General features: G+C 66.1%; 22 protein-coding genes and 2 tRNA genes. 7 read left to right on the plus strand and 17 right to left on the minus strand.

Annotation, left to right across the window (positions count from 1 at the left end):
• Positions 1-87: 87 nt before the first annotated feature.
• A complete protein-coding gene (mmuM, locus tag A9W99_RS21305; RefSeq protein ID WP_067382876.1) occupies positions 88-1,005 on the plus strand; it encodes a homocysteine S-methyltransferase in 918 nt (305 codons plus the stop codon).
• Between the two features lie 22 nt (positions 1,006-1,027).
• On the opposite strand, the gene clpP2 is transcribed toward mmuM, so the two are convergent.
• The 4 genes from clpP2 to A9W99_RS21325 form a co-directional block, all read right to left on the minus strand.
• Entirely contained in the window at positions 1,028-1,672 is a 645-nt protein-coding gene (gene clpP2 / locus A9W99_RS21310; protein WP_067382879.1) for an ATP-dependent CLP protease proteolytic subunit ClpP2, read from the minus strand.
• A complete protein-coding gene (gene clpP1 / locus A9W99_RS21315; protein ID WP_067383671.1) occupies positions 1,669-2,259 on the minus strand; it encodes an ATP-dependent CLP protease proteolytic subunit ClpP1 in 591 nt (196 codons plus the stop codon). Before clpP1 ends, clpP2 begins: the two co-directional genes overlap by 4 nt.
• A 139-nt stretch (positions 2,260-2,398) precedes the next feature.
• On the minus strand, positions 2,399-3,823 hold the full coding sequence (gene tig / locus A9W99_RS21320; protein ID WP_067382882.1) for a trigger factor: 1,425 nt from the start codon (positions 3,821-3,823) through the stop codon (positions 2,399-2,401).
• A 35-nt stretch (positions 3,824-3,858) separates the two neighbouring features.
• A tRNA-Pro gene (locus A9W99_RS21325) sits at positions 3,859-3,935 on the minus strand.
• Between the two features lie 154 nt (positions 3,936-4,089).
• Here A9W99_RS21325 and A9W99_RS21330 point away from each other — a divergent pair.
• Together A9W99_RS21330 and A9W99_RS21335 are read left to right on the plus strand one after the other, a co-directional pair.
• A tRNA-Gly gene (locus A9W99_RS21330) sits at positions 4,090-4,160 on the plus strand.
• Positions 4,161-4,192: 32 nt separating this feature from the next.
• Positions 4,193-5,389 carry a serine hydrolase domain-containing protein gene (locus A9W99_RS21335; protein ID WP_067382885.1) on the plus strand — a complete coding sequence of 399 codons (1,197 nt, stop codon included), beginning with the start codon at positions 4,193-4,195 and terminating at the stop codon, positions 5,387-5,389.
• A 76-nt stretch (positions 5,390-5,465) separates the two neighbouring features.
• Here A9W99_RS21335 and A9W99_RS21340 read toward each other — a convergent pair whose 3' ends face one another.
• The 4 genes from A9W99_RS21340 to A9W99_RS21355 form a co-directional block, all read right to left on the minus strand.
• Complete coding sequence (locus tag A9W99_RS21340; RefSeq protein ID WP_067382888.1) at positions 5,466-5,720, minus strand: hypothetical protein; 255 nt, start codon at positions 5,718-5,720, stop codon at positions 5,466-5,468.
• A 146-nt stretch (positions 5,721-5,866) separates the two neighbouring features.
• Positions 5,867-6,673 carry an Fpg/Nei family DNA glycosylase gene (locus A9W99_RS21345; RefSeq protein WP_067382891.1) on the minus strand — a complete coding sequence of 269 codons (807 nt, stop codon included), beginning with the start codon at positions 6,671-6,673 and terminating at the stop codon, positions 5,867-5,869.
• An 18-nt stretch (positions 6,674-6,691) separates the two neighbouring features.
• Positions 6,692-7,171, minus strand: coding sequence for a ribose-5-phosphate isomerase (locus tag A9W99_RS21350; protein ID WP_067382893.1), 480 nt, complete (start codon positions 7,169-7,171; stop codon positions 6,692-6,694).
• Between the two features lie 109 nt (positions 7,172-7,280).
• Positions 7,281-7,919 (minus strand): Rv2466c family mycothiol-dependent reductase, encoded by a 639-nt coding sequence (locus A9W99_RS21355; protein ID WP_067382896.1) that lies wholly within the window; start codon positions 7,917-7,919, stop codon positions 7,281-7,283.
• A 101-nt stretch (positions 7,920-8,020) separates the two neighbouring features.
• Here A9W99_RS21355 and pepN point away from each other — a divergent pair, with 101 nt between their 5' ends.
• Positions 8,021-10,618, plus strand: coding sequence for an aminopeptidase N (gene pepN, locus A9W99_RS21360; RefSeq protein ID WP_067382900.1), 2,598 nt, complete (start codon positions 8,021-8,023; stop codon positions 10,616-10,618).
• Here pepN and A9W99_RS21365 read toward each other — a convergent pair whose 3' ends face one another.
• From A9W99_RS21365 to A9W99_RS21380, 4 genes are all read right to left on the minus strand, one after another.
• Complete coding sequence (locus A9W99_RS21365) at positions 10,619-11,440, minus strand: hypothetical protein (protein WP_253870190.1); 822 nt, start codon at positions 11,438-11,440, stop codon at positions 10,619-10,621. It abuts the gene before it with no gap.
• Positions 11,441-11,466: 26 nt separating this feature from the next.
• Positions 11,467-11,934: a DUF5130 domain-containing protein gene (locus A9W99_RS21370; RefSeq protein ID WP_067382903.1), complete on the minus strand. Its 468-nt coding sequence runs from the start codon at positions 11,932-11,934 to the stop codon at positions 11,467-11,469.
• The gene (locus A9W99_RS21375) at positions 11,921-12,154 is read right to left on the minus strand and encodes a hypothetical protein (RefSeq protein ID WP_067383676.1); all 234 of its coding nucleotides are present in this window, start codon (positions 12,152-12,154) and stop codon (positions 11,921-11,923) included. Before A9W99_RS21375 ends, A9W99_RS21370 begins: the two co-directional genes overlap by 14 nt.
• 64 nt (positions 12,155-12,218) lie before the next feature.
• Positions 12,219-12,866, minus strand: a complete 648-nt coding sequence (locus A9W99_RS21380; RefSeq protein ID WP_067382905.1) for an HNH endonuclease — start codon at positions 12,864-12,866, stop codon at positions 12,219-12,221.
• A gap of 379 nt (positions 12,867-13,245) precedes the next feature.
• Between A9W99_RS21380 and A9W99_RS21385 the strand changes: the two genes are divergently transcribed.
• From A9W99_RS21385 to A9W99_RS21395, 3 genes are all read left to right on the plus strand, one after another.
• The gene (locus A9W99_RS21385) at positions 13,246-13,632 is read left to right on the plus strand and encodes a globin (RefSeq protein WP_156623243.1); all 387 of its coding nucleotides are present in this window, start codon (positions 13,246-13,248) and stop codon (positions 13,630-13,632) included.
• Positions 13,632-15,197, plus strand: coding sequence for a glycoside hydrolase family 13 protein (locus A9W99_RS21390; protein ID WP_067382911.1), 1,566 nt, complete (start codon positions 13,632-13,634; stop codon positions 15,195-15,197). The genes A9W99_RS21385 and A9W99_RS21390 overlap by 1 nt, the downstream gene beginning before the upstream one ends.
• Before the next feature lie 93 nt (positions 15,198-15,290).
• Positions 15,291-16,307: a pyridine nucleotide-disulfide oxidoreductase gene (locus tag A9W99_RS21395; RefSeq protein ID WP_067383678.1), complete on the plus strand. Its 1,017-nt coding sequence runs from the start codon at positions 15,291-15,293 to the stop codon at positions 16,305-16,307.
• 85 nt (positions 16,308-16,392) lie between these two features.
• Here A9W99_RS21395 and A9W99_RS21400 read toward each other — a convergent pair whose 3' ends face one another.
• From A9W99_RS21400 to A9W99_RS21420, 5 genes are all read right to left on the minus strand, one after another.
• Positions 16,393-17,052 carry a hypothetical protein gene (locus A9W99_RS21400; protein WP_067383682.1) on the minus strand — a complete coding sequence of 220 codons (660 nt, stop codon included), beginning with the start codon at positions 17,050-17,052 and terminating at the stop codon, positions 16,393-16,395.
• Positions 17,049-17,465: a thioesterase family protein gene (locus A9W99_RS21405; RefSeq protein WP_067382912.1), complete on the minus strand. Its 417-nt coding sequence runs from the start codon at positions 17,463-17,465 to the stop codon at positions 17,049-17,051. The genes A9W99_RS21400 and A9W99_RS21405 overlap by 4 nt, the downstream gene beginning before the upstream one ends.
• Entirely contained in the window at positions 17,462-22,312 is a 4,851-nt protein-coding gene (locus A9W99_RS21410) for an NAD-glutamate dehydrogenase (protein WP_067382915.1), read from the minus strand. Before A9W99_RS21410 ends, A9W99_RS21405 begins: the two co-directional genes overlap by 4 nt.
• A gap of 60 nt (positions 22,313-22,372) precedes the next feature.
• On the minus strand, positions 22,373-24,049 hold the full coding sequence (ettA, locus tag A9W99_RS21415) for an energy-dependent translational throttle protein EttA (protein ID WP_067382917.1): 1,677 nt from the start codon (positions 24,047-24,049) through the stop codon (positions 22,373-22,375).
• Between the two features lie 241 nt (positions 24,050-24,290).
• Positions 24,291-24,803: a single-stranded DNA-binding protein gene (locus A9W99_RS21420; protein ID WP_067382919.1), complete on the minus strand. Its 513-nt coding sequence runs from the start codon at positions 24,801-24,803 to the stop codon at positions 24,291-24,293.
• Between the last annotated feature and the right edge of the window lie 13 nt (positions 24,804-24,816).

A 24,816-nucleotide genomic window follows, 5' to 3' on the forward strand; every position in this document is an offset into this window, starting at 1 on the left:
GCGTGTCGCGGTCGTTACCCGACTGAGCCGCATCAGCCTCGCCGCAGAGCGGGCGAATCACCCGGCCAATCACCCTACAGTGGCCGTGTGGAACTGGCTGGCGGAGTCGCGTGGCCCGGCGAATCCGTGCTGATCAGCGATGGCGGCCTGGCCACCGACCTGGAGGCGCGCGGCCATGATCTTTCCGACCCGCTGTGGTCGGCGAAGCTGCTGTCGGATGCCCCGCAGAAGATCATGGAGCTGCATGCCGACTACTTCCGCGCCGGCGCCATGATCGCGACGACCGCGAGCTACCAGGCGTCGTTGGAGGGCTTCGCCGCCCACGGGATCGGGCGCGACGGCGCCATAGCGTTGCTGCGCCGCAGCGTCGAACTCGCCAAGGCAGCGCGAGAGGAGGTCGGCACAGCCGGGCTGTTGGTGGCGGCCTCGGTCGGACCGTATGGTGCGGCGCTTGCCGACGGCTCCGAGTACCGCGGACGCTACGGGCTCTCGGTGGCGGAACTGACGCGATGGCATCGCCCGCGGCTGGAGGCACTGGCCGCAGCGGGCGCAGATGTGCTTGCCCTGGAAACTGTGCCGGATGTCGACGAGGCCGAAGCGTTGGTCGATCTGGTGCGCTCGCTCGGGGTCCCGGCCTGGCTCAGCTACACGATCGACGGGAATCAGACGCGTGCCGGCCAACCGCTGGCCGATGCGTTCGCGGTCGCCGCCGGGGTGCCCGAGCTCGTCGCGGTCGGCGTCAACTGCTGCTCGCCCGACGACGTGCTGCCGGCGATACACGCCGCAAGTGTCGGCAAGCCGATGATCGTCTACCCGAACAGCGGCGAGGGCTGGGACGGGCGGACCTGGACCGGCTCGCGCACATTTACGACGGAAATGGCGGTCCAGTGGGTCTCGGCCGGGGCACGCATCGTCGGGGGATGCTGCCGGGTAGGCCCGGCGGACATCGCCGAGTTGCGCCGAGCGTGCAACCAGGGCGGAAAATCCGACGAAAGTTCGCCGTAATAGGACGTTCGGCGAAACGGGGCTAGGCGCTCTGCGCGGAAAGCTTCCGGTATTCCAGAACGGTGTCGATGATCCCGTAGTCCTTGGCCTCTTCGGCGGTCAGGATCTTGTCCCGGTCGGTGTCCTTGCGGATCACCGCGGCGTCCTTGCCGGTGTGACGGGCCAGTGTGGTCTCCATCAGCGTGCGCATCCGCTCGATTTCGGCGGCCTGGATCTCCAAATCGGAGAACTGCCCCTGGATCACGCCGGACAACGACGGCTGATGGATCAGCACGCGGGCGTTGGGCAGGGCCATGCGCTTGCCGGGGGTTCCGGCGGCCAGCAGCACCGCGGCGGCCGAGGCGGCCTGACCCAGGCACACCGTCTGGATGTCGGCTCGCACGTACTGCATGGTGTCGTAGATCGCCATCAGCGAAGTGAACCCGCCGCCGGGCGAGTTGATGTACATGGTGATGTCGCGGTCGGGATCCAGCGATTCCAGCACCAAGAGCTGCGCCATGATGTCGTTGGCCGACGCGTCGTCGACCTGGACGCCGAGGAAGATGATCCGTTCCTCGAACAGCTTGTTGTAAGGGTTGGACTCTTTCACGCCGAAGCTGGAGTGCTCGATGAACGACGGCAGGATGTAGCGCGCCTGAGGCTGGAGGTGGGGGTTGGAGGTACTCACTGGGCTTCTCCGTTGCTGATGTGTGCGGCGCGGGTGATGATGTGGTCGACGAATCCGTATTCCAGGGCTTCCGGGGCGGTGAACCAGCGGTCGCGATCGGAATCCGCCTCGATGCGTTCGATCGGCTGGCCGGTGAACTCGGCGTTGAGGCGGAACATCTCTTTCTTGATGACGGCGAACTGCTCGGCCTGAATGGCGATGTCGGCCGCGCTGCCGGTCACCCCGCCCAGCGGCTGGTGCATCAATATGCGCGCGTGTGGCAGGGCGTAGCGCTTGCCCTTAGTGCCGGCCGCCAACAGGAACTCGCCCATCGAGGCCGCCATCCCCATCGCGTAGGTAGCAATGTCACACGGCGCCAGAACCATGGTGTCGTAGATCGCCATTCCAGCGCTGATCGATCCACCCGGCGAGTTGATATAGAGGTTGATGTCTTTCTCGGTGTCTTCGGCCGCGAGCAGCAGAATCTGTGCGCACAACCGGTTGGCGACTTCGTCGTTCACCTCCGACCCCAGGAAGATGATGCGCTCGGAGAGCAAGCGCTCATACACCGAGTCCGTGAGGTTTAGACCCACCGAGTTCGAACGCATGTCAGTCACGACCGAATTACCTGCTTTCTCGAGTTCTGTATGCACCGACACTAACCAACCCAACCCGATGCATGGGTGCCACGCATCCCCTGAGATGGCCGCGTTCGCTTACAGCTTCACGCCCGGTCATGGCCGGACGTCATGATTCGGCCGCATCGTCTTTCGCCTCGGCGGCGGTCTCGTCGGCGGCCGCGGTCTCGTCGGCGCCGGTCTCGTCGGCCTCATCCTCGTCATGCGTGTGCTCGTGTTTGCCGAAGAGCTCATCGGTGTCGATGGGGTTGCCGCCGGTATCGGTGACCGTCGCCGCTCGGGCCACGGCCTTGACGGCCAGTTCGCGTCGCACATCAGCGAACATCGCCGGTAGCTGGTTGTTCTCCTGGAGGTAGCCGATCAGCTGCTGGGGCTCGATGCCGTACTGCTGCGAGGTCATCACCAGCCGCTCGGTCAGGTCGTCCTGGCCGACCTGGATATCGAGATCGTCGGCCAACGCGTCCAGCAGCAGCTGCCTCTTGACGTCCTTCTCGGACGCGCTGCGCGCCTCGGCGTCCCACTCTTCCCGCGACGACCCTTGCTCGGCGAGCAGTTCGTCGAACTTGGCTTCGTCGTGGTTCAGGCCGCCGAGCGCCTGGTGCATGACGCCCTCGATCTGCGCCTGCACGTAGGACTCCGGCAAGGGCACGTCGACCTGCTCGAGCAGAGCCTCGAGCGTGGCGTTGCGAATCTGCTCGGCTTGGTGGGCGCGCTTGGCATGCCGCACCTGCTCGGCGAGGCTGGCCCGCAACTCGTCGATGGTGTCGAAAGCGCTGGCCAGCTGGGCGAATTCGTCGTCGGGCTCGGGCAGCTCACGTTCCTTGATCGACTTGACGGTGACGGTGACCTGCGCGTCTTGGCCTGCGTGTTCGCCGGTCGCCAACTTCGCGGTGAACTCGCGCGACTCGTCGGCGGACAAGCCGACCAGCGCATCGTCGAGTCCGGCGATCAGCCGGCCGGAGCCGACCTCGTGGGAAAGTCCCTCGGCGGCCGCGTTCGGCACTTCCTCGCCGTCGACGGTGGCCGAAAGGTCGATCGAGACGAAGTCACCGCTCTGCACTGGCCGGTCGACGCCTTTCAGGGTGCCGAACCGCGACCGCAACGCCTGCAGTTCGGCCTCCACGTCGTCGTCGCTGACCTCGAACGGTTCCACCTCGACCTTCAGGGTGCTGAGCTCCGGCAGGGTGATCTTGGGCCGAACGTCGACCTCCGCGGTGAACGCCAGGTCCTGGCCGTACTCCTTTTGGGTCACCTCGATCTCGGGGCGGCCCAGCGGCTGGACTTCGGATTCGGCCACTGCCTGTCCGTAGCGGGTGGGCAGCGCATCGCTGATCACCTGGTCGAGCATCGCCTCCCGGCCGAACCTGGCCTCCAGCAGCCGCGCGGGAGCCTTGCCGGGCCGGAAGCCGGGCAGCCGCACCTGTTTGGCCAGCTCCTTGTAGGCGCGCTGAAAGTCCGGCTCGAGCTCGGTGAACGGCACCTCCACACTGATGCGCACCCGGGTGGGGCTCAATTGCTCGACACTGCTCTTCACGGGGTTGCTCCTCAGTAATTCGTGCTTCAGCCGGTTGGTCGGGGTGACAGGATTTGAACCTGCGGCCTTCCGCTCCCAAAGCGGATGCGCTACCAAGCTGCGCTACACCCCGCGCTGACGTCGTCGATCCTAGAGCCCTGCATGACGAGGCCGGCCATCCGCTTCGCGCGGACACCTAGCGGCGCTGACCTCACAGAGCGGTCACCAAACAGCTTCGATTAGATTTGACGTCTGCCGCGACGTACAGTCGCGCTCGACTAATACACGCGGGCGTAGCTCAATGGTAGAGCCCTAGTCTTCCAAACTAGCGACGCGGGTTCGATTCCCGTCGCCCGCTCGGATCAGGTGTTTGCGGGAAAGAAAGGCGCCATGAGCGACCTTGCAACGGATGCTGACATCCACGGCTCCTGCGCGCCTGACTTCGTCGGGGTGCGTGCGGCGTTCGAGCGCAATTTCGCCGAGCGCAAAGACGTTGGTGCGGCGGTCGCGGTGTGGGTCGACGGAGAACTCGTCGTCAACCTGTGGGGCGGCTCGGCGGACGCTGCCGGCACCCGGCCCTGGGAGCAGAACACGCTGACCACCGTGCTGTCCGGCACCAAGGGCATGACGTCTACCTGCGTGCACCAGCTGGCCGACCGCGGCGAGCTGGACCTGTACGCGCCGGTGGCCCGTTACTGGCCCGAGTTCGAGCAGGCCGGCAAGGAGGACATCACCCTGGCCATGGTGATGAGCCACCGGTCCGGCGTCATCGGGCCGCGCACCCGGCTGAACACTCAGCAGCTCGTCGACTGGGACTACGTCTGCGCCCAGTTGGCCATCGCCGAGCCATGGTGGGAACCGGGCACCGCGCAGGGTTACCACATGACCACCTACGGGTTCATTCTCGGCGAGGTGTTCCGCCGGGTCACCGGTCGCACGGTGGGTCAGTACCTGCGGACCGAGATCGCCGAGCCGATCGGCGCCGACATTCATATCGGACTGTCACCGGCCGACCAGCTGCGTTGCGCGGAGCGGGTGAACAAGCCGACCGGGCGTCAGCTGCTGGCCGAACTGGACGCTCCCGGCTGGCCGACCAGGCTGGACGAACACCCCAAGGCCGGCATGTCGATCGCCATGGGATTTCTGCCCGACGACGACCTGGACACCGAAAACCTGCAGTTGTGGCGTCAGCTCGAGTTCCCCGGCACCAACGGCCAGGTGTCCGCGCTGGGTTTGGCGACGTTCTACAACGCGCTGGCCCAGGAGAAGCTGCTCAGCCGCGAGCACATGGAACTGGCGCGAACGCCGCAGGGCGGGTTCGAACCCGATCTGGTGCTCGGACCCCGGGTCGCCGACCACGGCTGGGGTCTGGGCTACATGCTCAACCAGCGCTGCGTCAACGGGCCCAATCCGCGGATGTTCGGCCACGGCGGCCTGGGTGGCTCATTCGGCTTCGTGGATTTGGAACACCGGATCGGCTATGCGTACGTAGCGAACCGCTTCGACGCCACCAAGGCCAATGCGGACCCGCGCAGCGTCGCCCTGAGCAACCAGGTTTACGCCGCGCTCGGAGTCACCGCGAGCTGACCCGGGTCGGCGGTTCAGGGGTGCGAGCCACCACTCGGATGGCTCGCACCGTCGGATCACAATGGGATGCCCGAAATCACCGCTGCCAGGGCTGCGGCTGCCACGGCCCCCGATCGTCCGGGCGGCCTGGCGCTTCGTTCCAGTCGCGGCTGTGGTCCAACCCGTCCATGTCCCGGTGGTGGTCGTCGTGGCAGTTGCCCCCGTCCCAGTTCTGGCCCCAACCCGGATCCCACCACTGGCCGGGGCACCAGTGGTAGTCGGGGATCGGCGCGGGCTGTGCGTGGGCGGCGACCGCGGTCCCCACACCGCTCAGGCCTAAACCGGCAAACATGGCGAAAATCGTTGCAGCTAAACGTGGAAGGTTTTTCACAGCTCCCACTTCTACCCGACGAACCTTTGCGGAAACAGTAGACGCGAGCGTTTCTTCCTTATAGTTTCCCGCCAATTGGCTTGTGTTTTGATACACGCCCACCAACTTCAGATTTGACAGGTGGGGCACCAGAACACATTTCGGCCCTCCAGCACCGCAGTGCGGATTGTCGTCGCACATACCCGGCAGGGATCGCCGGCGCGCCGGTACACGTAGGTACGGGGCCGCCCTTGCCGGTATGACGGCAGGCCGTGGTCGTGTTCGGGCCGGACCACGATGATCTTGCCGCCCCGCAGGCCTACCTTCATCAGGGCCACCAGATCGGTCCACGCGGCGTCGAATTCCGCCTCGCCAATACCCCGGCCGGGCCGATACGGGTCGATGCCGTGGCGGAACAGCAATTCGTTGCGATAGACGTTGCCCACCCCGGCGATGATTGTCTGGTCCATCAAATGCGCGCCAATCGGCCTGCGGGACTTGGTAATCCGGCTCCAGGCCCAGGCCGGGTCGGCGTCGGCGCGCAACGGGTCGGGCCCCAGCCTGGCCACCACGTCGGCGACCTGACCCTCGTCCACCACCTCGCAGACGGTCGGGCCGCGTAAGTCGGTGCCGTACTCGGCGCCCACCATCCGCATCCGCACCTGTCCGACCGCTTCGGGAAGCGGCCCGTCAACCGGACGCGGCCATTCGGTGAAGCTGCCGTAGAGACCGAGATGCACGTGCACGATCGGCCCGCCGGCGTAGTGATGAAACAGGTGCTTGCCCCAGACGGTGGCCCGCAACAACACCCGGCCGTCCACCACCGCCGCCGGATCGCTGAACCGGCCCTGAGGACTGGACACCGAGACCGGCGCGCCGCGGAACCGGCGCTGATGCAACCGGGCCAGCCGGTGCAGCGTATGCCCTTCGGGCACGGTGACTCGCGGGCCCGGTCAGGACACGGCGCCGGGAACCGGCGGTGCCTGATGGGTGCGTTCGTATTCGGCGAGAATGTCGATTCGCCGTTGATGGCGTTGGGCATTCGACCACGGAGTGGACACGAACGCGTCGACGATGGCCAGCGCCTGCTCGAGGGTATGCATGCGACCGCCGATGCCGATCAATTGGGCGTTGTTGTGTTCGCGGGCCAGCTGTGCGGTCTGCACACTCCAGGCCAGGGCGCAGCGCGCACCGGGGACCTTGTTCGCGGCGATCTGCTCACCGTTGCCCGAACCCCCCAGCACGATGCCCAGACTGCCCGGATCGGCCACCGTGCGTGTCGCGGTCGCGATACAGAAAGCCGGGTAGTCGTCGTCGGCGTCGTAGCTGAAGGCGCCGCAGTCGATCGGCTCGTGCCCGGTGTTCTTCAGGTGCTCGGCGATCTGTTGCTTGAGCTCGAATCCGGCATGGTCTGACCCCAGGTAGACGCGCATGCCGACATTGTGCACGACGCCCTCCCCAGCATCCCGCGAGAGTGAACTCCGCGACGTTGCGCCGGCGTGTTGCGTCGGGCGTTTCACACTCGGCCGGGGCCCGCGACTCCTAGTCGAACTGGGGCGGCTCGGTACGCGTCCGCTTGAGTTCGAAGAAGTGCGGGTAGGCCGCGAACGTCACCGACGCGTCCCACAACTTGCCGGCCTCCTCGCCGCGCGGAATCCTGGACAGCACCGGCCCGAAGAACGCCACGCCGTTGACGTGGATGGTCGGAGTGCCGACGTCCTCACCGACGGCGTCCATGCCGGCGTGGTGGCTCTTGCGCAACGCCTCGTCGTAGGCGTCGCTGGTGGCTGCCTCGGCCAGTTCCGCCGGCAGCCCGGCGTCGGCCAGCGACAGCTTGATGACCTCGTCGAGGTCCTTGTTGCCCTCGTTGTGGATCCGGGTCCCCATCGCGGTGTACAGCGGGTCGAGCACTTTCGCGCCGTGCGCCTGCTCGGCGGCGATCGCCACCCGCACCGGACCCCAGGCCTTCTTCATGCCCTCGCGGTACTGCTCGGGCAGGTCTTCACGCTTCTCGTTGAGCACCGCGAGGCTCATGACGTGGAAGTGCACCTCGATGTCGCGAACTTTCTCCACCTCGAGAATCCAGCGCGACGTGATCCAGCACCACGGACACAGCGGGTCGAACCAGAAATCGGCGGCGGATTTCTCAGCGGCCTTTTGCTTTGCGGCCTTTTCAGCCATTGCGCAGTCCTCTCCTCGAGGTTTACAGACGGTCACACACCGTCCTGCACAACCGTAGTCGCAGCGCACCTGTTCCCGTCCCGACGTTTAAGTTGGGACGCGTGGCCCTTCCTAACCTCACCCGCGATCAGGCTGCCGAGCGCGCCGCGCTGATCACCGTCGACAACTACCAGATCAATCTCGACCTCACGGATGGTCACGGCGGTCCGGGCTCCCGAACCTTCCGGTCCACCACCACCGTGGTGTTCGACGCCCTCGCCGGCGCCGACACGGTCATCGACATCGCCGCCGAGACGATCCGAAGCGCCCGGCTCAACGGTCGCGAACTCGACGTCTCCGGCTACGACGAATCCACCGGGATCCCGCTGACCGGTTTGGCGAAACGCAACGAGGTCGTCGTCGACGCCGACTGCCGCTACTCCAACACCGGCGAGGGCCTGCACCGCTTTGTCGACCCGGTGGACGACGAGACCTACCTGTACTCCCAATTCGAAACCGCCGACGCCAAGCGCATGTTCGCCTGCTTCGACCAACCCGACCTCAAGGCCACGTTCGACATCCGGGTCACCGCGCCCAAGCACTGGAAGGTCATCTCCAACGGCGCCGCGACCAGCGTGTCCGACGGCATACACACCTTCGCCACCACCCCGCGCATGAGCACCTATCTGGTTGCGCTGATCGCCGGACCATACGCGTCCTGGGAAGACGTGTACTCCGACGGACACGGCGAGATTCCGCTGGGCATCTACTGCCGGGCGTCGCTGGCCGACCATATGGATGCCGAGCGGTTGTTCACCCAGACGAAGCAGGGATTCGGCTTCTACCACAAGCACTTTGGCATGCCGTACGCGTTCGGCAAGTATGACCAGCTGTTCGTGCCCGAATTCAACGCCGGCGCAATGGAAAACGCCGGCGCGGTGACGTTCTTGGAGGACTACGTCTTCCGCAGCAAGGTCACCCGGGCTTCCTACGAGCGGCGCGCGGAGACGGTGCTGCACGAGATGGCGCACATGTGGTTCGGCGACCTGGTCACCATGACCTGGTGGGACGACCTGTGGCTGAACGAGTCCTTCGCCACGTTCGCTTCGGTGCTGTGCCAGAGCGAGGCCACCGAATTCACCGAGGCGTGGACGACGTTCGCCACGGTCGAGAAGTCGTGGGCCTACCGCCAGGACCAGCTGCCGTCGACGCACCCGATCGCCGCCGACATCCCGGACCTGGCCGCCGTCGAGGTGAACTTCGACGGCATCACCTACGCCAAGGGAGCGTCGGTGCTCAAGCAGCTGGTCGCCTACGTCGGGCTGGAGCACTTTCTGGCCGGCCTGCGCGACTACTTCCGCACCCACGCGTTCGGCAATGCCACGTTCGACGACCTGGTGGGCGCGCTGGAAAAGGCGTCCGGCCGCGACCTGTCGAACTGGGGTCAGCAGTGGCTGAAGACCACCGGGCTGAACACGCTGCGGCCGGACTTCGACGTCGACGCGGACGGCAGGTTCACCCGCTTCAAGGTGACGCAGGGCGGCGCCGCGCCGGGGGCCGGCGAGACCCGGGTGCACCGGCTCGCGGTCGGTATCTACGACGAGGACGACAACGGCAAGCTGGTGCGGGTGCATCGCGAGGAACTCGACGTGTCCGGCCCTGAGACGGAAGTCCCTGCGCTGGTTGGTGTTTCGCGTGGCCAGCTGATTCTGGTCAACGACGACGACCTGACCTACTGCTCGCTGCGCCTGGACGAAGCATCCCTGCAGACCGCGCTGCAGCGCATCGCCGACATCGCCGATCCGCTGCCCCGCACGCTGGTGTGGTCGGCGGCCTGGGAAATGACCCGCGAGGCCGAGCTGCGTGCCCGCGACTTCGTGGCTCTGGTGTCGGGCGGCGTACAGGCCGAGACCGAGCTCACCGTGCTGCAGCGGCTGCTGTTGCAGGCACAGACCGCACTGGGTTCCTACGCGGAGCCCGGCTGGGCCGCCGAGCACGGCTGGCCGCAATTCGCCGACCGGGTACTGGAATTGGCGCGCGCCGCGGAACCCGGATCGGATCATCAGCTCGCCTACGTCAATGTGCTGTGTTCGTCGGTGCTCTCGCCGCGGCATGTAGAGGTGCTCACCGCGCTGCTGGATGCCGACCCAGCCGGGCTGGGGCTGGCGGGCCTGGAGGTCGACACCGACCTGCGCTGGCGCATCGTGACCGCGCTGGCGACGGCCGGGGCCATCGACGCCGACGGACCCGAGTCGCCGCGGATCGACGCCGAGATCGAACGCGACCCGACTGCCGCCGGGAAGCGACACGGCGCCCAGGCGTCAGCCGCACGACCGCAATTCGGCGTCAAAGAGGAGGCTTTCACCACGGTGGTCGAGGACGACACGCTGGCCAACGCCGCCGGACGCGCGATCATCGCGGGCATCGCCGCGCCGGGTCAGGCCGAGCTGCTCAAACCCTTCACTACGCGGTACTTCGAGGCGATTCCGGGAGTCTGGGCCCGCCGGTCCAGCGAAGTCGCCCAATCCGTCGTGGTCGGCCTGTACCCGTATTGGGACATCAGCGACGCGGGCATCGCGGCAGCCGACAAGTTCCTGGCCGCGCCGGAATCGGAGATCCCGCCCGCCTTGCGCCGGCTGGTGCTGGAAGGCCAGGCGGGAGTGAAGCGGTCGCTGCGGGCCCGCGAGTTCGACGCCTTGAATTCAGGTGCCGCTGACTGATCAGCGATAACCGCCGTCGGACAGGCCGGCGTCCTGCTCGATCCGGTTGATCTTGCGAAAGACCCGCTCGCGGACCACTTCCCGGCCGTAACCGCCGATCATGCCCAGATAGCCCTTGGCGGCCCACTGCGCGCAGTGCCGCTCCTCGTGATGCAGGACGCGGTCCAGCGCGAGGTCGGTCTCGAAGGGCCGGCCGTCGCGGCCGGCGCACCACGCGTGCCCGGATTGGATGATCAGCCGGAGCAGGTGGGCGGGGTTCTCGGAACCGAGGTTGACCATGAAGATGTCGCCCCACGCGGTGCCGCCGTGCCGGGTGAACAGGCGCAGGATCCGGTTGCCGCCCAGCCCCATCAGCATGCCGTTGGGCGTTGTCACCAGGCGTCCGCCGCAACGTTCGACGAACCCGACGTCCTGGACGTAGCTCCACCGGTTCGCGTGCTGGCGGTCGGCGATGCGCTGCACCTCGGCGGCCGAGTACGCCGTCTCGGGGAAGTCGTTGGTGACTCCGGGCCGCTCACCCGCCTTGCCGTAGTCGGTGCCCGCGTTGACGACGTAGGTCATCAGCACCGCCTTGCGAGCGTCGTCTCCACTGGTCCCCGAGGGCAGCAGGTAGAACGACTTGCCGAGGGGGTCTTTGATCTCCTCCAGGTCGCGCAGCACCCCGAAACTGTCGGGCTCGATGCCGTGCTGGTGTGCGATCTCGACAAGCACCGCCGGAGGCGCTTGCCGGTGTTCGGCGTTGGCCAGCCATTGCGCATAGCCCCCCGGTCCGGCGCTGCCAAGCAGTCCCGCGGCCTGTAGTGCCTGCTGGTAGCGGTTCACCGGCGGCGGCAAAGCTCGCCCGAAACCTATGCCGGGGCAATCCCGGAGCTGAGCACCCGGATCGCGCTGACCAGCCCGTCGACGAGGTTGCCTTGCTCGAAGGCCGAGGAAGCGGCGGCGACGCCGAGCGGGGCGGCCGACTCCGCGCCGCGCCCCCGCAGCGCTGAACCGTAGACCACCTCGATGAGGCTTTGGTTCGGCGATACGGCGAGCAGCACCGCGTTGTCCGGCGTCGGCACCTTGGCCAGGATCTCGCGCGCCCGCGCCGCAGTGTCGCTCCCCAGGTCACCCAGGTAGATGGCGAATCGCGCCTGCGACGCCCGCGAGCCGTATTTCAGCGCGTCGTCGATGGCGACGAGGTCTTTGATGGGGAATGGGTACTGGACGGACAGCTCGCCGGGCTCGGTGACCCCGGACAGCCGGCCGCTGGTGGTCAGCACCCAGCCCTTCGGGAGTTCGGTCGGCTCGATCGTCGCAACCTCACCATGTGCCACTGGCGCCACCTCCGACCGTGAACTGCGCTTCGCCATGACTGTCGTGACCGTGCCCGCCGCCGACCGCTTCGTCGGTCGCCGCCCACAGGATGGGTGGATGTGTCCAGGGCTCGGACAGTTTGTAGGTCGCGGCGTGGGGTCCCTTGCGCGACCAGATCAGCAGTGCCAGCACCGCCACCAGCAACAGCGGAATCCCGATGAACAAACCGTGGATCTGCAGAGCGTTCACGACGCAAACCGTATCCCACCGGCAGTGCCGGTGCGGTTAGGACTCGGGATTCCGGTCAGGCCGCGCCCTCGCCGAGGTACCGGGCCCACGACGGGTCCAGGTCCTTGACGGTGGACAGCAGACGCCAGTGCTGCCCGGTCGGCGCCAACGGCGTGCGGCGCAGCACCCATCCGAGTTCGGCGAGCAGCTTGTCGCCCTTGCGATGGTTACAGGTCGAACAGCACGCGACGCAGTTCTCCCAGGTGTGGTCGCCACCACGACTCCGCGGCACCACATGGTCCACGGTGTCGGCCTTGCCTCCGCAATACGCGCAGCAGAATCGGTCGCGATGCATCAGCGCGGCTCGGGTCATGGGCACCCGGGCACGGTACGGAACCCGCACGTAGGTACGCAGTTGGATCACCGACGGCACGACGATCGACCTGGTCGCCGAGTGGATCACCGGCCCGGCGGGGTCGTCGTGCACCACGTCGGCCTTTCCGCACATCACCATGACGATCGCGCGGCGCATGGGCAGCGCGGTGAGCGGCTCGTAGGTGGAGTTCAGCAGCAGGACCCGGCGCCGGCTCCATATCGACGCGCTCTCGTGTCGGGTGGGCGGATGGGTGTCGACGCTATGCAGGCAGGGCGCGTTCGGGGGCCCGGTTAACCCTGCCGCGGCACCGGAACTGCGGTGGCTGCGGCGTCTCTTGCCCTGCGCCATAGATCCTCCGCGGAACAGTCCACCATGATTCGGCGCCGATCGCACCCTTATTGCAGGTGCGTGCCGTGTCGACCCGGTGAACGGCCGGCATCGCCCGGCCGCTCCGAACCGCCATCGGCCCGCCGGGCGCGGGCCGCGGCCGATGCCCCACAATGGAGGAGGTGACATCTCTGATGGCTGAAGCCAGCAGCTTCATGGCCTCCACTCAGCCTCGGATTCTTCTCTGCGGTGCGTCTCACGACGCGGCACGAAGGACCAGTCCGATCCCACAAGGAACGCTAGTAGTGAGCAACGACAAACTCCGCCGCAGCGCGCCGGAAGTCCCGATTCCGCCAACGGCTCAAGCCGCCGGTCCCCTCAGGACGCTCTGATGGATCAGGTGCAACAGTCTTTCTACGACGCTGTCGGCGGTGCCGAGACATTCAATACGATCGTTTCGCGCTTCTATGCCCAAGTCCCCGAGGACGAGATCCTGCGTGAGGTGTATCCGCTGGACGACCTCGCGGGCGCCGAGGAGCGGCTGCGCATGTTTCTGGAGCAGTACTGGGGTGGCCCGCGCACCTACTCCGACCGACGCGGCCACCCCCGGCTGCGGATGCGTCACGTCCCGTTCCGGATCTCGCCCATCGAGCGCGACGCCTGGCTTCGGTGCATGCACACGGCGGTGGCCTCGATCGATTCGCAGACCCTGGACGACGAGCACCGCCGCGAGCTGCTCGACTACCTGGAGATGGCCGCCCACTCCTTGGTTAACTCCCCGTTTTGATGGGCCGCAAGGTGTGGTGGTCGGACGCCGTCTTCTACCAGGTGTATCCGCGGTCGTTCGCCGACAGCAACGGCGACGGCGTCGGTGACCTGGACGGGTTGACGGCGCATCTCGATCACCTGAAAGAGCTTGGCGTAGACGCGATCTGGATCAACCCGGTCACCGTCTCGCCGATGGCCGACCACGGTTACGACGTCGCCGACCCGCGCGACATCGACCCGTTGTTCGGCGGGCTGGCCGCATTTGAGCGGCTGATCGCCGCGGCGCATCGCCTGGGCATCAAAGTGACGATGGACGTGGTGCCTAACCATTCCAGCTCGGCGCACCCGTGGTTTCAGGCAGCGCTGGCGGCCGGTCCGGGCAGTGCGGCGCGGGACCGCTATTTCTTTCGCGACGGCGGAGGCCCGGACGGGTCCCTACCGCCCAACAACTGGGAGTCGGTTTTCGGCGGGCCCGCCTGGACGCGCGTGGTCGAACCGGACGGCCGCCCCGGCCAGTGGTATCTGCACCTCTTCGACGCCGAGCAGCCAGATCTGAACTGGGACCATCCGGACGTCTTCGACGACTTCGGGAAAACGCTGCGCTTCTGGCTGGAACGCGGCGTGGACGGTTTCCGCATCGACGTGGCACATGGGATGGCCAAGCCGGCCGACCTGCCGGACACCCCGGGCGACAGCGAGGTGTTACGCCATACCGACGACGACCCCCGGTTCGACCACCCCAACGTGCATGCGATCCACCGCGACATCCGCGCGGTCGTCGACGACTATCCCGGGGCGGTGACCGTCGGGGAGGTGTGGGTCCGCGACAACGCCCGCTGGGCGGAGTATCTGCGTCCCGACGAACTGCACCTGGGTTTCAATTTCCGGTTAACGCAAACCGAGTTCGACGCGGCCGACATCCGCGACGCGGTCGACAACTCGCTGGCGGCGGTGGCGCTACAGGGCGCGACGCCGACCTGGACGCTGGCCAATCACGATGTGGGCCGCGAGGTCAGCCGTTACGGCGATGGCGTGATCGGGCTGCGCCGCGCGCGGGCCATGGCGCAGCTGATGCTCGCCCTGCCCGGCGCGGTGTTCATCTACAACGGCCAGGAGCTCGGCTTGCCCGATGTCGACTTGCCGGACGAGGTGCTGCAGGACCCGACGTGGGAACGCTCGGGACATACCGAACGCGGCCGCGACCGGTGCCGGGTCCCCATTCCGTGGTCGGGCGACACTCCCCCGTTCGGGTTTTCGGCGTGCGCCGACACCTGGTTGCCAATGCCGGCGGAGTGGGCGGATCTGACCGTGGAGAAACAACGCGCAGACCCCGGCTCGATGCTGTCGTTTTTCCGGCGGGCACTCGAATTGCGCAGGAGCCGTTCCGAATTCGCCGGTACCGGCATCGACTGGTTGGCCTCGCCACGCCATGCGCTGATCTTCCACCGCCGCGGCGGTGGCCTGGTGTGCGTCCTGAACGCGGGTACACGCCCGATCACGCTGCCTCGGGGGGAGGTGCTGCTGGTCAGTGCGCCGCTGACCGGAGGCAGACTGCCGCCGGATGCCGCGGCGTGGCTGGTCTAAAGCGTGTCGAACAATCACCGGCTGTTCAGCGCTTTGTGAGCGATATGCCGCTCGCTGCTCTATATCTGGTGTGTGGCACCGTACTCGTGGACTGTGATCGGAGCCGGACCCGCGGGAATTGCCGCGGTCGGACGACTCCTCGATCGGGGCATCGCACCCGATGAAATTGCCTGGATTGATCCCGCCTTCGCTGCAGGCGACCTGGGCCAAAAATGGCGGTCAGTATCAAGCAATACCCAGGTCGGCACTTTCCTCGAGTACCTGAACGGTTCGCCCGCCTTTCGATTTTCATCAGCACCCCCTATGCCGCTTACGGAGATCGATCCGCAGGAAACATGTGCCCTTGCCCTGGTTGCCGATCCCTTGGTGTGGATCACCGGCAAATTGCGTGAGCAGATAGCTGTCTGCCAAACGACGGCGACCGCACTGTGGCTCGAGAAAAGACGGTGGCGAATCGAAACGGAGCGCGGCGAACTGACGTCGCGAAATGTCATTCTCGCGGTCGGAGCAATTCCGAAGAAGCTTTCTTATCCCCAGGTGGAGGAGATTCCTGTAGAAGTGGCGCTCGATCCAGAGAAGCTTGCACAACAGCCACTCGAAGGTGAGACGGTTGCCGTGTTCGGCTCTTCGCATTCGACGATGATCGCGTTGCCGCATCTCCTGCGCCTGCCTGTACAACGGGTCATCAACTTCTACCGGAGTCCACTCAGATACGCGATTTATTTGGACGATTGGATCTTGTTCGACGACGTCGGCCTGAAGGGGCGAGCCGCCGAATGGGCCCGCGAGAATATCGATGGCCAATATCCGGAGCGTCTGGAAAGATACTGGGTCTCGAGCCCAGAATTCGAGCAGAAATTCGCCGAATGCAGCCGCGCTGTCTATACCGTCGGTTTTGAGCGCAGGCAACTACCCGAGACGCCGCAGTGGGGTCAGCTCGAGTACAACCCGAAAAATGGCATACTGGCGCCTGGACTGTTCGGGTTCGGTATAGCTTTTCCCGAATACGCGCCGGACCGCTACGGTTACGGCCAATACCGGGTGGGGCTCAAAAAATTCATGGATTACCTCGACAGCGTCCTGCCATTGTGGATGGTGTACGGCACCTGATCGCTGGGGCGTCAACGCCGGGTAAACCCACGACGAGTCGGGCATAAACTCACGCTGATCACAACAGTTCAATCGCACCCAGCCGTCAGCGCAGCATCAGTGCCGGCTGGCCGCGGCGCCGGTATACCGAGCCGAACCGGGCGTCGACCCGCAACCAGGACGGCATGATCCGGACCCGGATGATTTCGTCGGTTTGGACATCAGATGACTGCGGCAGGAAACCCATTGCGGTCAAAGCGAACACACAGCGCATAGGCAGCCCGACGCTGGCATCGGAGGAGCTGACCCGAATCACCTCCTGATCCAGGAGCGAGACGGGAGGCCCGTGAGAACTGCTGTGCTCCTTGGCAAGTCGCGCGCCACTGGCGGCCAGGTCCAGCATCACCCGCGCCGGTATGTCGTCGAGGTGGGTGAAGCCGGATTCCGGTGGCAATGCGCCACGCCATGCGGAGTCCATCGGGAACCCAGGGTCGACGTAGCCGGACGGATCCATGGCCGAAAGCCCTTGCGCCAGCCCGTCCGCACCGACCGACATGTCGTCGGGGCGCATCTTGCCGGCCACCACCCGGCTGGCCAGCACGTCGAAACCCGTTGCGACCCAGGCGGTGAGCAATCCGGCGGACCGCGCGCGGATCCGGATGACCGCAGAGTCGTCCAGCCGCATCGCATGGTCGACGAACGTGGCCAGATCGGCGCGATGGGCCGCGTCGCGCAGCCAGAGTCCGCGCTCGGCTACCTCCGCTATTCCCTGATCCACCGTTGCAGATACTCCCGATGGTGTGGCGACAAGCGCACCAGACGCTGTTCCTTGATGTGCACCGCGGCGAGCTGTGACTCGGCGATGACGGCCGGCTTGGACGTGGGATCTGCGTTGACCGAACGCACTTCGTAACCCAGCGTGAAGTCGACCGCACGCAGCCGCTTGGTCCACATCGTCACTTGCAGTGGCGAATCGGCAAGGCGCAGCTGATCTTTGTAGGTGACTCGGACGTCGGCGATGAGCAGTCCGATGGTGGTGATGTCCGCACCGAACGGCTCTTTGAGGAACGGGACACGCGCCTCCTCGAGAATCGTGACCATGGTCGCGTGGTTGATGTGCTGGTACATGTCGATGTCCGACCAGCGCACCGGCACCGGTGCGACGAACCCGACGCTCATCCAGACGATCCTCGTCCGCTGGTGCGTGTCATCCGGCGGATCTGTCGCGCCGCCACCGACAGCGTCGCGAGATCCTTGGCGCCGCTCTCGTAGATCTCGTTGAGCGTGCGGCGGGCCCGCTCCACCCGTGACGCGCTGGTGTGTTCCCATTCGGCGATCTTTTCTTCGCCGCTTTCGTCCGGCTCCCCCACGGCCAGCACATCGAAACACAGCGACCGCAGCGAGGCATAGATGTCGTCACGAATCGCCAAGCGCGCCAACGAATGCCAGCGGTCGTGGCGGGGAAGCTGCGACACGGCGGTCAGTAGTCCGTCGGTACCCAGCCGGTCCATCAGGGCGAAGTAGGTGTCGGCGACTTCGGTGAGCTCGATCTCGGTGATGTCCGCGATGTCGATGATGTCGAGCAGGCTGTAGCGGTACAGGCCGGCGGCGACCCGGTAAGCCAAGTCGTCGGGAACGCCCTGCTCGGTGAATTCCCTGGCTTCCTGCTCGACGATGGCTTTGTCGTCACCGCGCAACCACTGCGACATCTGCGGCGTCAACGACCTGACCTTCGCGGCGAAGCGGTTGATCTCCGCGCCGACAGCCAGCGGCTGCGGCCGGTAGTTGAGCAGCCAGCGTCCGGCCCGGTCGATCAGCCGACGGGTATCCAGGGTCAGCCGGTCCGACAGCGCCACCGGCAGATTCGCCGCCAGGATGCGTCGCCAGATGTGGCTGATCCCGAAGATGTTGTCGATGGCAACCCAGGTGCGCACCGCGTCGATCGAGGTGACACCGACGTCCTCGGTGATGCGGAACGCGTAGGTGATGCCCGCGGTGTCCACCAGGTCGTTGATCAGCATGGTGGTGACGATCTCGCGGCGCAGCTGGTGCGAGCGGATCTCCGGGGTGAAACGATCCCGCAGTGGCTTCGGGAAGTATTCCGGCAGCCTGGATGCGAAGACGTCTTGATCGGGCAGCTCGGTGGCCAGCACGTCCTCTTTGAGCGCCAGCTTGACATGTGCCATCAAGGTTGCGAGCTCGGGCGAGGTGAGGCCCATGCCGGCCTCGGACCGCCGGTGGATCTCCTTCTCCGACGGCAGCGCCTCCAGTTCACGGTTCAAGCCGCGTTCTGCCACCAGGTGCTTGATCTGATCGGCGTGTACCGGTAACAGGCTGGGCGCGTTGGCACGGCTGGTCCCCATCAGGTCGTTCTGGTCGACATTGTCGGCGAGCACCAGTTGGGCGACCTCGTCGGTCATCGATTCCAGCAGCGAGGTGCGCTCCTCCGGCTGGACCTTGCCCGCGGTGACGAGCGAGTCGATCAGGATTTTGATGTTGACTTCGTGGTCGGAGCAATCCACGCCGGCGGAGTTGTCCATCGCGTCGGTGTTGATCCGCCCACCGGACAGATCGAACTCGACGCGCCCCAGGGCGGTGACCCCGAGATTGCCGCCTTCACCGATTACCTTGGCGCGCAACTGGTTTGCGTTGATCCGCACCGGATCGTTGGCGCGGTCACCGACGTCGGCGTCGGATTCGCTTTCCGCCTTGATGTAGGTGCCGATGCCGCCGTTGAACAGCAGATCCACCGGGGCCTGCAGGATCGCCCGGATCAGCATGGGCGGCGCCAGCTCGCTGATGTCTCCCTCGATCCCCAGCGCCGCACGGACCTGCTCGCTGACCGGAATCGCCTTCTGCTCGCGGCTGTACACCCCACCGCCCGCACTGATCAGCGACTTGTCGTAGTCGTCCCAGCTCGAGCGGGGCAGTTCGAACATCCGCTTGCGTTCGTCCCAGGACGATGCGGCGTCCGGGTCCGGGTCGAGAAAGATGTGCCGGTGGTCGAACGCGGCGATCAGTCTGATGTGCCTGCTCAGCAGCATGCCGTTGCCGAATACATCCCCGCTCATGTCGCCGATGCCCACGACCGTGAAGTCCTCGGTCTGGGTGTCGACGCCCATCTCGCGGAAATGGCGTTTGACCGCCTCCCACGCGCCCCGAGCGGTGATACCCATGGCTTTGTGGTCGTAGCCCACCGATCCGCCCGATGCGAACGCATCGCCCAACCAGAACCCGTAGGACTTCGCGACGTCGTTGGCGATGTCGGAGAACGTGGCGGTGCCTTTGTCGGCCGCCACCACCAGGTATGCGTCGTCGCCATCACGCCGCACCACGTCAGGGGGCGGGTTGACGTCTCCAGTCGCATGGTCGACGTTGTCGGTGACGTCGAGCAGCCCAGAGATGAACAGCTGATAGCAGGCCACGCCCTCGGCACGGGCGGAGTCGCGGTCGGCGGCGGGGTCACCGGTGGGCAGCGGCGGCTTCTTCACCACGAACCCGCCCTTGGCCCCGACCGGCACGATCACCGCATTCTTGACCGCTTGCGCCTTCACCAGGCCGAGGATCTCGGTGCGGAAATCGTCGCGGCGGTCTGACCAGCGCAGGCCGCCGCGCGCCACCGGGCCGAACCGCAGGTGCACGCCTTCGACGCGCAGCGAGTACACGAAGATCTCGAACTTGGGCCGCGGCAGCGGCAGCTCGTCGACCAGCTGGGCGTTGAGTTTGAGCGCCAACACGTCGCGGCTACGGGCCGAACCTTCGCGCGTGACAAAGTAATTCGTGCGCAGGGTGGCCTGAACCAAAGACGCGAAGGCGCGCAGGATTCGGTCGGTGTCCAGGCTGACCAGCGCGTCGATGTCGGCAGCTACCTCGGCGGCGGCCGCTTGCGCGTCGCGAGTCGACGGCGCACCCGACGGCCTGGGGTCAAACAGCGCCTCGAACAAGTTGACCAAGGACCGTGCGGTAGAGGCATGCTCGTTGAGCACCGACTCGATGTAGGACTGGCTGTACGGAAAACCGGCCTGCCGTAGGTATTTCGCGTAGGCGCGCAGCAACACCACTTGCTGCCACGTCAGGCCGGCACGCATGACCAGCTCATTGAACCGGTCCACCTCGACGCGGCCCTGCCAGATCGCGGTGACGGCGTCGGCGAATCGCTCTGCGGTGGCGTCACGTTCGGCTTCCGTGGTTGCGACCGGGATGGTCGGATGCGGCGAGATCCGGAACTGGTAGATCCACACCGGCAGCCCGTCGGGCCGGGTCACCGTGAACGGGCGCTCCTCGAGCACCACGACACCCATGCTCTGCAGCATCGGAAGCAGCTCGCTCAACGACGCGCTGCGTCCACCGAGGAACCAGGTCAGCCGCGCGACCCCGCGCTCGTCGCCCTCGGCGAACACCAGCTTGACCGAGTCGTCGGCCAGTTCGCTGATGATGCCGATGTCGGTGATGGCGTCGGCCGGGGTGACGACCTGCTTGTAGGCCTCGGAGAAGGCGGTTGCGTAGTGCTCGGCGTCGGATCGTGAAACCGCACCCGTTGACGACTCTCCTGCGGCTTCGACCAACCGGTCGGCCCAGGTGCGCGCGGCTTCGCTGAGCAGCGCCTGGATCCGCAGCCGGTTGGCTTCGGAGACGTCGACCGGGGCCGCAGCTGGATCTCCCTCGGGCAGCCGCACCATGAAATGCATTAACGCCCAAGGTGATTCACTGACTCGAGCGGTGAATTCCAGGCGTGTTCCGCCGAACTCGCGGACCAGGATGTCCTCGATCTGCAACCGCACCGCGGTGGTATAGCGGTCGCGGGGCACATAGACCAGGCAGGACACGAAGAACTGCAACCGGTCGGCGCGCAGGAACAACAGCGCACGCCGCTGGGATCCAAGATCCACCACGGCTTTTGCCATCGCGAAGAGCCGTTCGGCGCTCAGTGAGAAAAGCTCCGGCCGTGGCATGGTCTGGATGACGTCGAGCAGCAGCTGACCCGGGTGGGCGGGATCGCTGTCGGCCATCGTCAGCGCCTTACGCACCCGTCCGGAGATCATCGGTATCTCCAGCACATCGGCGTTCATCGCCGCGACGGTGAACAGTCCGACGAACCGGTGCTCGAGAACGCCACCGTCGGGCAGGTTCTCGCGTATGGCGATGGCATACGGGTAGGCCCCGTAGCGCAGATAGCTGCCGACCGCGGCCTGGGCCAGGACCAGCAACTTCGTGCTGTCGGTCAGCCGGGGCCGGGTGCCGGAGCGGGCCCGGAGGACGCCCAGGCCGGTGGTTCCGTCGCCGATGACCAAGCCGTCCTGCACCCGGCACGGCTGGTAACCCAGCAGCAGGAAGTTCCCGTCGCCCAGCCAGCGCAACAGTGCCGCAACGTCTTCGCGGTCCGGCGCTGAGTAGTGGCCGTCGGTGTTGTTGTCGACGCTGGCCGCCAACTCGCGAAGGATGGCAATCATTCTCGCCGCGTCCGCCGCGACGCGCTGGACGTCGGCCAGCACCTTGGGCAGTAGGCGTTCGACCTCGGCCAGGGTTTTGCTGTCGACCGACGGGGAGAGCTGGACGTCTATCCAGGCCTCCCCCACGTACGGTGAGCTGCCTTCGGCTTTCGGTTCGATGCTCAGCAATTCGCCGGTCGGGCTGCGATGTACCTCGAACACCGGGGTCATGATCGCCGTATAGGCGACCCCGAGCCGGTGCAGCAGCACCGTGACGGAATCCATCAGCATGCCGCCGTGTTCGGTGACCACCTGCAGCGCGGGCCCGAAGCCCGCGGGATCGTCGGCCGGATGCACGCCGACGCAGCTTTGACCGGACGGCCGGCACGCGCCGAGCCGATAATGGGCGCTCAGCATTGCCGGCGTCACCAGCGAGGCGGCTTCGGCTGCCGGGACATCCGAGGGTTGCGCCGCGTCGTCGTGCGGACCTCGATAGCTTTCGATGTAGGCCTTCGAGATCCAGTCCGGAATGTCGCTGCTGTGCGTGAACGAGGTCCACGCCGCGACTTCGTGCCTAGCTCGGGGATCGATCGTCATGCCGATGCCTCCCAACTCGCGACGAATACCACGCTCTGCGAGACAGTGGCAGAGCTCACATTAGCCGCGAGTCAGCTTGCGGTGGGTCACTCTATGTGGCCGAGCGGCTTCGGCCCCGAGCCGTTCCACCTTGTTCTCCTCGTATGCGCCGAAGTTGCCCTCGAACCAGAACCACTTGGCCTCGTTGTCGTCGTCACCTTCCCAGGCCAGGATGTGCGTGCACGTCCGGTCGAGGAACCAGCGGTCGTGTGAAATCACCACCGCGCAGCCGGGAAACTTCTCCAGCGCGTTCTCCAACGAGCCGAGCGTCTCGACGTCAAGGTCGTTGGTTGGCTCGTCGAGCAGGATCAGGTTGCCGCCCTCCTTGAGGGTGAGCGCCAGGTTGAGCCGGTTGCGTTCACCCCCCGACAAAACCCCTGCCGGCTTCTGCTGGTCGGGACCCTTGAAGCCGAACGCCGAGACATAGGCGCGGGACGGAATCTCATTCTGGCCGACCTGGATGTGATCCAGCCCGTCGGAGACGACTTCCCACACCGTCTTCTTCGGGTCGATGCCGGCCCGAGATTGGTCAACGTAGCTCAGCTTGACGGTCTCGCCCACCTTGACGGTTCCGCTGTCGGGCTGCTCGAGCCCGACGATGGTCTTGAACAACGTTGTCTTGCCGACTCCGTTGGGACCGATGACGCCGACGATGCCGTTGCGGGGCAGCGTGAACGACAGGTCCTTGATCAGCGTGCGTCCCTCGAATCCCTTGTCGAGGTGCTCGACCTCGACCACCACGTTGCCCAACCGCGGGCCAGTGGGGATCTGAATCTCCTCGAAGTCCAGCTTGCGGGTCTTCTCCGCCTCGGCGGCCATTTCCTCGTAGCGCTGCAGCCGGGCCTTGCCTTTGGCCTGGCGCGCCTTGGCGCCCGAGCGCACCCAGGCCAGTTCCTCTTGCAAGCGCTTCTGCAGTTTGGCGTCCTTGCGGCCCTGTACCGCCAACCGCTCGGCCTTCTTCTCCAGATACGTGGAGTAGTTGCCTTCGTAGGGATATGCACGCCCGCGGTCGAGTTCCAGGATCCATTGCGCGACGTTGTCGAGGAAGTAGCGGTCGTGGGTGACGGCCAGAACCGCACCCGCGTAAGCCGCCAGGTGTTGTTCAAGCCATTGCACACTCTCGGCGTCGAGGTGGTTGGTCGGCTCGTCGAGCAGCAGCAGGTCCGGTTTGGCCAGCAGCAGCTTGCACAACGCCACCCGGCGGCGCTCACCGCCGGACAGGTGCGTCACCGGCTCGTCCGGCGGTGGACAGCGCAGCGCGTCCATGGCCTGTTCGAGCTGTGAGTCGAGGTCCCAGGCGTCGGCATGGTCGAGCTCTTCCTGTAGCCGACCCATCTCTTCCATCAACTCGTCGGAATAGTCAGTGGCCATCAGTTCGGCGACCTCGTTGAAGCGGTCGAGCTTGACTTTGATGTCGCCGAGTCCTTCCTCGACGTTGCCCCGAACCGTCTTCTCCTCGTTCAGCGGCGGCTCCTGCAGGAGGATGCCGACGCTGGCGTCGGTGGCAAGGAAGGCTTCGCCGTTGTTCGGCTTGTCCAGCCCGGCCATGATCCGCAATACGCTCGATTTACCGGCGCCGTTGGGGCCGACGACGCCGATCTTGGCGCCCGGATAGAAGCTCAGCGTGACGTCGTCGAGGATGACTTTGTCGCCGTGCGCCTTGCGGACCTTTTTCATCGTGTAGATGAACTCAGCCATGCCGCAGTTATGCCTTTCCGGTCTTTCAGATTTATCTCGCGGACCATCCTATGCACCGCCGAACAGTGTTAAGGCGGTCGGCCGACGCGCCCCGCGAGCGGATGGTGGTGTCCGCTCGCGGGGAACCGCCGCTAGGCCGATGGCGGCGACCCGCTAGTCCCGGCTCCGCCGCGCTTGCGATCGCCGCTAGACCGATGGCGGCGACCCGCCGCGCCCGGCTCCGCCGCGCTTGCGATCGCCGTTAGGCCGACAGCGGCAGCGCGGTGCGGCCGGTAGCGGTCGCGCCAGCTCCGGCCACGTCGTCCCCGGCCGTGGCGGCGTCAGCACCTGCGACCGGTGGCTCATGGACGGCGCCCCCGCCGGCCCGGTCGGCGTCTTCGGAAACATTCGGACCGGTGTAACCGGGCCTCTCGATGCGCACGAGCGCACGGGAGAGATCCGGCCCGACCGCGATGGCCCGCATCTCCAGCGACGAACGGCGGTTGCCTTCACGGTCTTCGTATTCGCTGGTGTACACGTGGCCGGTCACGACCACCGGCGCACCCTTGGCCAGCGCAGCGCCCACCCCGGTGACCAGCTTTCCCCAGCAGTTGACGTTGATGAAGAGCGAGTTGCCCGGCTCCCAGCTGCCGTCGGCGGTCCGGCGGCGCGAATTGCTGGCTACCCGGAACTTGATGACCTCCTGGTTGCTGACCTGTCGGCGATCGAGGTTGTTGACGATGTGGCCCACGACGGTAAGCGGTGTTTCGAACATTGATTCAGAGTCC

Origin of the sequence: Mycobacterium sp. 1164966.3 (assembly GCF_001665395.1) — a bacterium.
Taxonomy (GTDB): domain Bacteria; phylum Actinomycetota; class Actinomycetes; order Mycobacteriales; family Mycobacteriaceae; genus Mycobacterium.

Excerpts from the sequence above, each read along its gene's own strand:
- clpP1 (WP_067383671.1), bottom strand. The coding sequence starts at position 2,259 with ATGCGTTCGAACTCGGTGGGTCTAAACCTCACGGACTCGGTGTATGAG.
- A9W99_RS21335 (WP_067382885.1), top strand. The coding sequence starts at position 4,193 with ATGAGCGACCTTGCAACGGATGCTGACATCCACGGCTCCTGCGCGCCT.
- A9W99_RS21340 (WP_067382888.1), bottom strand. The coding sequence starts at position 5,720 with ATGTTTGCCGGTTTAGGCCTGAGCGGTGTGGGGACCGCGGTCGCCGCC.
- A9W99_RS21350 (WP_067382893.1), bottom strand. The coding sequence starts at position 7,171 with ATGCGCGTCTACCTGGGGTCAGACCATGCCGGATTCGAGCTCAAGCAA.
- A9W99_RS21355 (WP_067382896.1), bottom strand. The coding sequence starts at position 7,919 with ATGGCTGAAAAGGCCGCAAAGCAAAAGGCCGCTGAGAAATCCGCCGCC.
- A9W99_RS21380 (WP_067382905.1), bottom strand. The coding sequence starts at position 12,866 with ATGGCGCAGGGCAAGAGACGCCGCAGCCACCGCAGTTCCGGTGCCGCG.
- A9W99_RS21390 (WP_067382911.1), top strand. The coding sequence starts at position 13,632 with ATGGGCCGCAAGGTGTGGTGGTCGGACGCCGTCTTCTACCAGGTGTAT.
- A9W99_RS21405 (WP_067382912.1), bottom strand. The coding sequence starts at position 17,465 with ATGAGCGTCGGGTTCGTCGCACCGGTGCCGGTGCGCTGGTCGGACATC.
- A9W99_RS21410 (WP_067382915.1), bottom strand. The coding sequence starts at position 22,312 with ATGACGATCGATCCCCGAGCTAGGCACGAAGTCGCGGCGTGGACCTCG.
- ettA (WP_067382917.1), bottom strand. The coding sequence starts at position 24,049 with ATGGCTGAGTTCATCTACACGATGAAAAAGGTCCGCAAGGCGCACGGC.
- A9W99_RS21420 (WP_067382919.1), bottom strand. The coding sequence starts at position 24,803 with ATGTTCGAAACACCGCTTACCGTCGTGGGCCACATCGTCAACAACCTC.